Source organism: Rahnella perminowiae, assembly GCF_019049755.1.
GTDB lineage: Bacteria > Pseudomonadota > Gammaproteobacteria > Enterobacterales > Enterobacteriaceae > Rahnella > Rahnella perminowiae.
The window spans coordinates 1-9382 of record NZ_JAFMOS010000437.1 but is presented as its reverse complement, the minus strand read 5'-3'; the positions used below and the strand labels follow the sequence as shown (position 1 = coordinate 9382).

Annotated in this window: 8 protein-coding genes; 7 read left to right on the top strand and 1 reads right to left on the bottom strand. The window is 53.9% G+C overall.

The annotated features are described in order from the left end of the window. The first annotated feature begins 2 nt into the window (after nt 1-2). From J1785_RS07080 to J1785_RS07060, 5 genes are all read left to right on the top strand, one after another. A complete protein-coding gene (locus J1785_RS07080) occupies nt 3-1292 on the top strand; it encodes an arsenic transporter (RefSeq protein WP_217219116.1) in 1290 nt (429 codons plus the stop codon). A gap of 61 nt (nt 1293-1353) precedes the next feature. Continuing rightward, the gene (gene arsC, locus J1785_RS07075; RefSeq protein WP_129991381.1) at nt 1354-1782 is read left to right on the top strand and encodes a glutaredoxin-dependent arsenate reductase; all 429 of its coding nucleotides are present in this window, start codon (nt 1354-1356) and stop codon (nt 1780-1782) included. Between the two features lie 180 nt (nt 1783-1962). Then, a complete protein-coding gene (locus J1785_RS07070) occupies nt 1963-2724 on the top strand; it encodes an endonuclease/exonuclease/phosphatase family protein (RefSeq protein WP_217219115.1) in 762 nt (253 codons plus the stop codon). Next, complete coding sequence (gene clsB / locus J1785_RS07065) at nt 2721-3968, top strand: cardiolipin synthase ClsB (protein WP_217157314.1); 1248 nt, start codon at nt 2721-2723, stop codon at nt 3966-3968. The genes J1785_RS07070 and clsB overlap by 4 nt, the downstream gene beginning before the upstream one ends. Beyond that, a complete protein-coding gene (locus J1785_RS07060) occupies nt 3968-4930 on the top strand; it encodes a lysylphosphatidylglycerol synthase domain-containing protein (RefSeq protein ID WP_129991379.1) in 963 nt (320 codons plus the stop codon). Before clsB ends, J1785_RS07060 begins: the two co-directional genes overlap by 1 nt. Nucleotides 4931-4942: 12 nt before the next feature. Here the strand turns inward: J1785_RS07060 and J1785_RS07055 are convergent, their stop codons facing one another. After that, on the bottom strand, nt 4943-6247 hold the full coding sequence (locus J1785_RS07055; protein ID WP_217219114.1) for an Nramp family divalent metal transporter: 1305 nt from the start codon (nt 6245-6247) through the stop codon (nt 4943-4945). A gap of 558 nt (nt 6248-6805) precedes the next feature. On the opposite strand from J1785_RS07055, the gene J1785_RS07050 reads away from it, so the two are divergent. Both J1785_RS07050 and J1785_RS07045 read left to right on the top strand, forming a co-directional pair. Further along, entirely contained in the window at nt 6806-8425 is a 1620-nt protein-coding gene (locus tag J1785_RS07050) for a methyl-accepting chemotaxis protein (protein ID WP_217157313.1), read from the top strand. Beyond that, the coding region (locus J1785_RS07045; RefSeq protein ID WP_217219113.1) for a substrate-binding domain-containing protein at nt 8422-9382 on the top strand (961 nt) is incomplete at its 3' end. The genes J1785_RS07050 and J1785_RS07045, both read left to right, overlap by 4 nt.

Here is a 9382-nt window from a genome sequence, read left to right as displayed (position 1 = left end):
GTATGTGGTTAGCAGGGGCAATCTTTGTTCTGACTATCGTGTTAGTTATCTGGCAGCCTAAAGGCCTGAGTATCGGCTGGAGTGCCATTACCGGCGCCGCGCTGGCCCTTATTGGCGGTGTCGTCAGTATGGGCGACATCCCTGTCGTCTGGAACATTGTATGGAATGCGACGGCCACCTTTATCGCGGTCATCATTATCAGTCTGCTGCTGGATGAGTCAGGCTTTTTTGAGTGGGCGGCGCTGCACGTAGCACGGTGGGGTAAAGGCCGGGGACGCTTACTGTTTACTTATATTGTCCTGCTTGGCGCTTGCGTCGCGGCATTGTTTGCCAACGACGGAGCCGCGCTTATTCTCACACCTGTCGTGATTGCCATGCTGCTGGCTTTAGGCTTCAGCCGGGGCGCGACGCTGGCCTTTGTGATGGCGGCGGGATTCATCGCCGACAGCGCCAGCCTGCCGCTTATCGTGTCGAACCTCGTAAATATTGTCTCCGCAGACTTTTTCAAAATTGGCTTTAACGACTATGCCTCCGTCATGGTACCTGTCGACATGGCGTCTATCGTGGCAACGCTGGCCATGTTGCACCTGTTCTTTCGCAAAGACATTCCGGCGACCTATGATGTCTCTAAGTTACCGGTACCGCACGAAGCCATTAAAGATCGCCTGACCTTTAAAACTGGCTGGTGGGTATTAATACTGTTGCTGGTCGGGTTCTTCGGACTGGAGCCGTTGGGTATTCCCGTGAGTGCCGTTGCGGCGGCGGGCGCGCTTATTCTGTTTATCGTGGCAAAGCGTGGTCATGCAATCAACACCGGCAAGGTGCTGCGCGAAGCACCCTGGCAAATCGTTATTTTCTCACTGGGCATGTACCTGGTGGTGTACGGCCTGCGCAACGCCGGCCTGACCCATTACCTGTCCCTGATCCTCGGTCATCTGGCTGAGCAGGGCCTGTGGGTATCCACACTAGGCACGGGATTCCTGACCGCGTTCCTTTCCTCCGTCATGAACAACATGCCGACGGTACTGATCGGTGCGCTGTCTATTGACGGCAGCAGCGCGGCAGGCGTGATCAAAGAGGCCATGATTTATGCCAACGTTATCGGCAGTGATTTGGGACCTAAAATCACCCCAATCGGTAGCCTGGCGACCCTGTTATGGCTTCACGTACTGTCCCGGAAAGACATCAGGATCACCTGGGGATATTACTTCAGGGTCGGGATTATCATGACCGTTCCGGTGCTGTTTGTGACGCTGGCGGCCCTTGCCCTCCGTCTGTCGTTCCCCCATTAATTCCCCCGCTACCCGCCTGCTGTGACATCACGGCAGGTCTTACTGACAAGAGAGCACCGTTATGACGTCTGTGACTATCTACCATAATCCTGCCTGCGGCACCTCACGCAACACGCTTGAACTCATCCGTAACAGCGGCGTTGAACCTGCCGTTATTCTCTATCTTGAAACGCCGCCAGGGCGCAGCGAACTGATAAAACTTATCAGTGACATGGGTATTTCAGTGAGATCATTACTGAGAAAAAACGTTGAACCTTATGCGCAACTGGGCCTGGCTGAAGATACGTTCAGGGATGAACAGTTACTCGACTACATGCTGCAATATCCAATCCTTATCAACCGCCCGATTGTCGTGACACCACTGGGCACCAGGCTGTGCCGCCCGTCTGAGGTCGTTCTGGATATTCTGCCGGACGCACAGCAAGGTGCATTCACTAAAGAAGACGGCGAAGCCGTCGTGGATGCTCAGGGAAAACGGGTTTCTCAATAAACTGAAGTAAACCGAAAAGCACGCGCGGGTTGTCTGATGCTGACCTCAGAAAGGGGTCAGCAGGCATTACATGCTGGCACATCATGTTTACGGAAAAATCTGTAACCCTGCATCCTTTGGTAACAGTAACTACACTTTATTTAATATTTCATCAGGATAGTGATGCTGGCAGGATAAATAATGACCCAACAAACCCGGGGATTTTCGTTGAAAGTACTGACGATTAATACACACAAGGGCTTCAACGCGTTTAATAAACGCTTCATTTTACCCGAACTGCGCGACGCGGTACGTACCGTCAGCGCCGATATCGTCTGTCTGCAGGAAGTGATGGGCGCACATGAAGCCCATTCGCTGCATGTCGAGAACTGGCCGGACACCAGCCATTACGAATTTCTGGCTGACACCATGTGGAACGACTTCGCCTACGGGCGCAACGCGGTCTACCCGGAAGGTCATCACGGCAATGCGGTCCTCTCCCGCTATCCCATTGAACATTATGAAAATCGCGACGTGTCAGTCGCGGGTAGCGAGAACCGGGGACTGTTGTATTGCCGCATCGTACCTCCGCAGCTTGAGTGTCCTGTTCATGTAATTTGTGTACATCTGGGTCTGCGGGAAGCGCACCGCCAGGCGCAGCTCAACATGCTGGCCGACTGGGTTAAAGCTTTCCCGCAGGGAGAGCCGGTGCTGGTGGCGGGTGATTTCAACGACTGGCGGCAAAAGGCCAGTCACCCGCTTAAAATGCAGGCCGGCCTCGAGGAGATTTTCACCCGCGCAAGGGGTCGCCCGGCGCGCACTTTCCCGGTCAGTATGCCGCTACTGCGTCTTGACAGAATTTATGTAAAAAATGCCTATGCCAGCGCGCCTGCCGTGCTGCCGCTGCGCAACTGGCGTCATCTGTCCGATCATGCCCCGTTAAGTGCGGAGGTCCATCTATGAAAACTGCATGGCGGGAAGGCAACCGTATCCAGCTGCTGGAAAATGGCGACGAATATTATCCGGCGGTATTTGAGGCTATCGATAAGGCTCAGCGTAAAGTGATTCTGGAGACCTTTATCTGGTTCGAAGATAAAGTGGGACGCCAGTTACATGCGGTGATCCTGCGCGCCGCCCGGCGCGGTGTCGACGTTGAAGTGCTGCTTGATGGTTATGGCTCGCCTGATTTGAGCGATGATTTCGTCGGCGAACTGACTTCAGCAGGTGTGGTGTTCCGCTATTACGACCCGCGTCCGCCGCTGTTCGGTATGCGAACCAATTTATTCCGCCGTATGCACCGTAAAATTGTGGTCATCGACAACACGGTGGCGTTTGTCGGCGGGATTAATTACTCGGCCGAGCATATGTCCGATTACGGTCCCGAAGCCAAGCAGGATTACGCTGTGCGGGTAGAAGGCCCGGTGGTGGATGACATTTTGCAGTTTGAGCTGGAAAACCTGCCCGATCATGCACAAACCCGCCGGTGGTGGCAGCAACGCCGCCGTTATCATGCGGCCGAAAATCGCTGGCCCGGCGAGGCTCAGGCGCTGTTTGTCTGGCGCGATAACGAGGATCACCGGGATGATATTGAGCGTCACTATCTGAAAATGCTCGCTAACGCGAAACGCGAAGTGATTATCGCCAACGCTTATTTCTTCCCCGGCTACCGTCTGCTGCACGCCATGCGCAATGCCGCCCGCCGAGGCGTGCGGGTAAAACTCATCGTGCAGGGCGAGCCGGATATGCCGATTGTCAAAGTCGGTGCCGAGCTGCTGTACAACTATCTGCTACAAGGGGGGGTGCAGGTGTATGAATATCGCCGTCGCCCGCTGCACGGCAAAGTCGCGCTGATGGATGACCACTGGGCGACAATCGGTTCCAGCAACCTCGATCCGCTGAGTTTATCGCTCAATCTTGAAGCCAATCTGATTATCCACGACCGGACGTTTAACCAGACGCTGCGCGACAATCTCAACAACATTATCGCCCGGGACTGCCAGTGTGTGGATGAAACCATGGCCCCGAAGCGCACCTGGTGGAATCTGGCAAAAAGCGTGGTGGTGTTCCACTTCTTGCGTAAATTTCCGGCGATGGTCGGCTGGCTACCCGCACACACGCCAAGGCTTGCACAGGTAAAGCCACCCGTTCAGCCCGAAATTGAAACACAGGATCGGGTGACGTCAGAGAATTCGGAGGTGAAATCGTAATGTCTGTATCCCGTCCGAGGTGGCGCCTGGCGAAAAAGATCCTCACCTGGATTTTCTTTATCGCCGTGGCCGTGCTGTTGGTGGTTTACGCCCGCACGGTTAACTGGGAAGACGTGTGGAAGGTCATTCGTAATTATAACCGTACGCCACTGCTGATTTCAGCGGGGCTGGTGATTATCAGCTATCTGCTTTACGGCTGTTATGATCTGCTGGCACGTGCTTATTGCGGGCACAAACTCGCGGCGCGCCAGGTGATGCTGGTGTCTTTTGTCTGCTACGCCTTTAACCTCACGCTCAGCACCTGGGTGGGCGGCATCGGTATGCGTTACCGGCTTTACTCCCGCCTGGGTCTGCCGGGCAGCACGATCACGCGTATCTTCTCACTGAGCATTACCACCAACTGGCTTGGCTATATTTTGCTCGGTGGCATTATCTTCACCTTCGGCGTCGTGGAGTTGCCTGCGCACTGGTACATCGACGAAGGCACACTGCGCATTGTCGGTCTTATATTGCTGGCGATGGTGGCTGCATATCTCTGGTTCTGCGCCTTTGCTAAACACCGCCATATGACAGTGAAAGGGCAAAAGCTGGTGCTACCGTCGTTTAAATTCGCCCTGGCGCAGATGGTGATTTCCAGCGCTAACTGGATGGCAATGGGCGCCATTATCTGGCTGCTGATCGGCCAGGATATGAACTATTTCTTTATCCTGGGTGTGCTGTTAGTCAGCAGTATCGCCGGGGTGATTGTGCATATTCCGGCGGGGATCGGCGTGCTGGAAGCGGTGTTCATTGCCCTGCTGGCCGGAGAACACACTTCTCAGGGCACGATTATCGCCGCCCTGCTGGCCTATCGCGTGCTTTACTACTTCCTGCCGCTGCTGCTGGCGCTGGTATGCTATTTGCTGCTGGAGAGCCGGGCGAAGAAATTGCGGGCGAAGAACGAGAAGGCGATGGCGAAGTGAGCCTCCCGGCCATTATTCCAGACCGGGAATATTCACGCCAAATGTTTGCAGTAGCAGGATGATATTAAGCGCCACAATCACCACCGTGCCGATGATGGAAAGCACGGCAGTCCGGCGGCTGTTCACAAATTCACCCATGATGTCGCGACGGCCGGTGAATATCACCAATGCAATCATCGGTGCAGGCAGTGCCAGACTGAGCACCACCTGGCTGTATACCAGCGCGTCGGTGGCATTAACGCCCATCGCCACCACGATAAATGCGGGGATCATGGTAACCAGCCGGCGCAACCAGACAGGAATGCGAAAGCCGACAAAGCCCTGCATGATCATCTGACCTGCCATCGTGCCGACCACTGAGCTGGAAATACCGGAAGCGATCAATGACAGCAGGAAGAAACCTGCCGCCCCGATGCCTAACAGCGGGGTCAGGGTGTGATAAGCCGTTTCGATTTCCGCCACCTCACTGTGCCCTGAGTGGAAGGCACTCGCCGCCATAATCACCATCGCGATGTTCACCAGTCCCGCCAGAGTCAGCGCGATCACCACTTCAATATTGGAAAAACGCAGCAGTTTACGGCACTCTGCCGGATTTCTGGCTTGGGTACGGTGCTGAGTCAGACCTGAGTGCAGGAAAATCGCATGTGGCATCACGGTGGCTCCGATGATCCCTACGGCAATGGTCAGCGCCTGCACATCAGGCAGTTGCGGCGTTACCATGCCCAGACCGGCTGCGGCCCAGTCAACCGGGGCGATAAACATTTCGATCAGATAACACAGCGCAATCACCGCCACTAACCCGCCAATCATCAGCTCAACGGGGCGGAAACCCCGTTTTTCCACCATCAAAAGACCGTAGGTCACCAGCGCCGTGATGCCCATTCCGGCCAGTAACGGCATATGGAACAGTAATGAAAGTCCCAGAGCACCCCCGAGAAATTCGGCCAGATCGGTCGCCATTGCGGCAATTTCACTGCTCCCCCACATGCCCCAGACCACGGGTTTCGGGAACTGGTCACGACACATTTCCGCCAGGTTTTTATGGGTAACGATCCCAAGCCTGGCGGAGAGCGCCTGAAACAGCATAGCAATCATATTGGCCATCACCACCACCCACAGCAGCATGTAGCCATAGCGGGAGCCAGCCTGAATATTGGTTGCAAAATTACCCGGGTCCATATAGGCAATCGAGGCGATCACCGCAGGACCGGCAAACAGCAGCGGTGTCATCAGGCTGCGTTTGCGGCCAGACATGGCATTAACAATCGCCGCGTTGGTTCTGTCGGTTAAAGAAGAAGTTTGGCCTGTTCCACGCATACTGCCCCCACCCTGTTCTTGCTTGTTATTTTTGTGTGATTTTTATCCGGCAATAACAAATATAGCATCAGCTATATTCTATAGCACAAGCTTAGTTGACGGGTTATCAGGAGCAGAGTGTTTCAAAATATGAAACTTCAATCATTGCCTGAGATTATAAAACCGGAATGCTTTTTCGAATGATTCATCCGGCGCGACGACCACACGGCCTGTTCTGCGCCAGCGTCTTTGGCTCAACAGACATGCTCAACAGACATGCGTAACAGCGCGTGAAAAAATCGCCGCCAGAAAAACCCGACAGACATCACACTTTTCCGCCAAACAAACCGGCTGCATGTCCCCTGCTATCAAGTTTCCCCGTCAATGTGCCGTTAACTTAATCAATAAATCTCATTCGGTTTACATGAGCAGCTTCATTTTTTCCGACAGATTTCTCTCCTGTGCTCCCTGACAGGCTACGCCAATAACAACGTTTTACGTATCAGACTGATTGAAGTGTTGTCATAAACTTAAGGTGCCTGCGCACTTTTTTAATTGCAATTTCAGGGAGTTAACTCTATGTCTTTTAAACATACTACTGTACGCACCCAGCTTACGTTGGGGTTTGGCGTTTTAGTCGTCATTGTTCTTGCAGTAGTCCTGCTCTCGATGAATGCGTTAAGCCAGGCCAACAACCGATTCAAAACCCACGTGCAGCAGGTTTCCGCTCGTGAGGCTTCAGTGAATTTAATTCTCAGCGGCGTAAAAGACAGTTCACTGAATATTTACGGGCTGGTGCTGGTCAGTGAGCCTGCTGATATCGAAGCAGGTAAAAGACAAGTGGCTGCCGCAGAAGAGAAAACCACTGCCGCACTGACCCAGCTTCAGGCGGCAATCAAAGAACACTCTGACGTCACGGATAAGGATCGGCAATTCGTGACCGCGATTTTCAATGCGGAAGAAGGCTACCGTCCGGTGGCTAAACACATTGTTGATCTCGCCCTTGACGAGAAGAAGGCCGAAGCGATTGACCGCATGAACCGGGAGCTACGGCCTCAGCTGACGCTGCTGCTTAATACAACCAATGATTATCTGAAATACAGTAACGCACGCGCAACAGAGAGCCTGAATACCGCACAGGATGCGTATCAACAAACCCGCCTCATTTTCATCATTATCAGCCTGGTCGCGCTGAGTCTGGCGGTCATTCTGGGCGGCATTATTATCCGTTCACTGTTCCGCGCGCTGGGTGAGGAACCGGTTGTTTTAGGTCAGGTCGTACAGCGTATTGCGGCGGGTGATCTCAGTGAAGTGAAAGGCGCGAAAAATGCCCCGCAAAACAGCGTGCTGGCAGAGCTTGGTGAAATGCAGGTAAAACTGCATCAGTTAATCAACCAGGTGGCGAATTCCGCAGAAAGCATTGTCAGCGCCTCAACGGAAATTACGCTGGGCAATGAGGATCTGAGTCGCCGGACCGAAGCTCAGGCTTCCTCACTGGAACAGACATCGGCAAGCATGGAAGAACTGACCGCGACAGTGAAACACAATGCCGACAATGCCCATCAGGGAAATCTGATGGCTACCAATGCCTCACAAGTGGCGCAGCGCGGCGGCGTCGTGGTTGAACGCGTCGTCAGTACCATGCATGAAATTGCAGAAAGCTCAGGCAAAGTGACACAAATCATCACGGTCATTGAAGGCATTGCTTTCCAGACCAATATTCTGGCGCTTAACGCCGCCGTTGAAGCAGCCCGTGCCGGTGAGCAAGGACGCGGCTTTGCGGTCGTTGCCGGAGAAGTGCGCACGCTGGCACAACGCAGCGCCAATGCCGCTAAAGAAATCAAAAACCTGATCAGTGAGTCTGTGGAGCGGATCAACGTCGGCTCTAAGCTGGTCGATGAAGCGGGCACCACCATGATGGAAGTGGTGAATGCTGTCAAAGGCGTCAACAGCCTGATGGCTGAAATCACCCTTGCCTCAAGCGAACAGCATACGGGCATCGATCAGGTTAACAAAGCCGTGGTCAACATGGACGAGGCGACGCAGCAGAATGCCGCCTTAGTCGAACAAAGTGCGGCGGCGGCGGACAGTTTAAAACAACAGGCCCATATCCTGCTGAAGGGGATTTCTGCGTTTGATATTTCACGTGCGGGAAATCTGAATATCACTGCAACGGCAGCCGCTAAGGTATTGAGATGAAAATTTCCTGCGTTTTTGCCGTGGCGGCGACCCTGTTTACATCGGCCACCCTTGCCGGCAGTAATCAGAACATCACGATTGGCCTGATTACCAAAACAGACACCAACCCGTTCTTTTTGAAAATGAAAGAAGGCGCCATGCTGGGCGCCACTGTACACGGGGTCAGGCTGCTCACCGCAGCCGGTAAAGAAGACAGCGATTATCCTTCCCAGATCATCGCGATTCAGTCCATGGTGTCCGCCGGCGCGACCACGTTGCTTATTACGCCGAGCGATGCCAAAGCCATTGTGCCCGCACTGGATGAGGTGCGGGCGAAAGGCGTACAGGTCATCGCTCTCGATTCTCCCACGGATCCGATCAGTGCCGTCGATGCCCTCTTCGCCACCGATAACTATAAAGCGGGCGAGCTGATTGGTCAGTATGCTCAGGCGGCTATGCCGCTGACGTTCCCGGGGCAACCCTTCAAAATAGCCATGCTGGATTTATCGCCAGGACATCTGGTAGGAGCAAGAAGGCACAACGGGTTTATGAAAGGATTAGGTTTACCTGCGGCAGGTGCCGAAACCAGTGAGCTGTCAGCCACACCCGAAATTGTGTGTTCAGGCTATAGCGAAGGGGCAGAAAAACAAGGCTACGAGGTCATGGCAAATTGCCTGAAAACACATCCGGACATTAACCTGGTTTACACCGTCAACGAACCGGCTGCAGCCGGAGCCTACAAAGCATTGCAGGAGGCGGGTAAACAAAAGAATGCCCTTATTCTGTCTGTTGATGGCGGGTGTGCGGGCGTAAATTACGTGCGGGAAGGAAAGATTGCTGCCACAGCCCAACAATATCCTTTAACGATGGCCGCAATGGGTGTAGATGCTGCCGTAGCCTATGCCAGACACGGCAAAAAAGTGTCCGGGTATGTCGATACCGGCGTCACGCTTATCGCAGATAAACCCATGCAGGGCC

Bases quoted from the DNA above. Each gene is read 5' to 3' on its own strand.
- J1785_RS07050 (WP_217157313.1), top strand. From the start codon at position 6,806: ATGTCTTTTAAACATACTACTGTACGCACCCAGCTTACGTTGGGGTTT.
- arsC (WP_129991381.1), top strand. From the start codon at position 1,354: ATGACGTCTGTGACTATCTACCATAATCCTGCCTGCGGCACCTCACGC.
- J1785_RS07060 (WP_129991379.1), top strand. From the start codon at position 3,968: ATGTCTGTATCCCGTCCGAGGTGGCGCCTGGCGAAAAAGATCCTCACC.
- clsB (WP_217157314.1), top strand. From the start codon at position 2,721: ATGAAAACTGCATGGCGGGAAGGCAACCGTATCCAGCTGCTGGAAAAT.
- J1785_RS07055 (WP_217219114.1), bottom strand. From the start codon at position 6,247: ATGCGTGGAACAGGCCAAACTTCTTCTTTAACCGACAGAACCAACGCG.
- J1785_RS07080 (WP_217219116.1), top strand. From the start codon at position 3: ATGTGGTTAGCAGGGGCAATCTTTGTTCTGACTATCGTGTTAGTTATC.
- J1785_RS07070 (WP_217219115.1), top strand. From the start codon at position 1,963: ATGACCCAACAAACCCGGGGATTTTCGTTGAAAGTACTGACGATTAAT.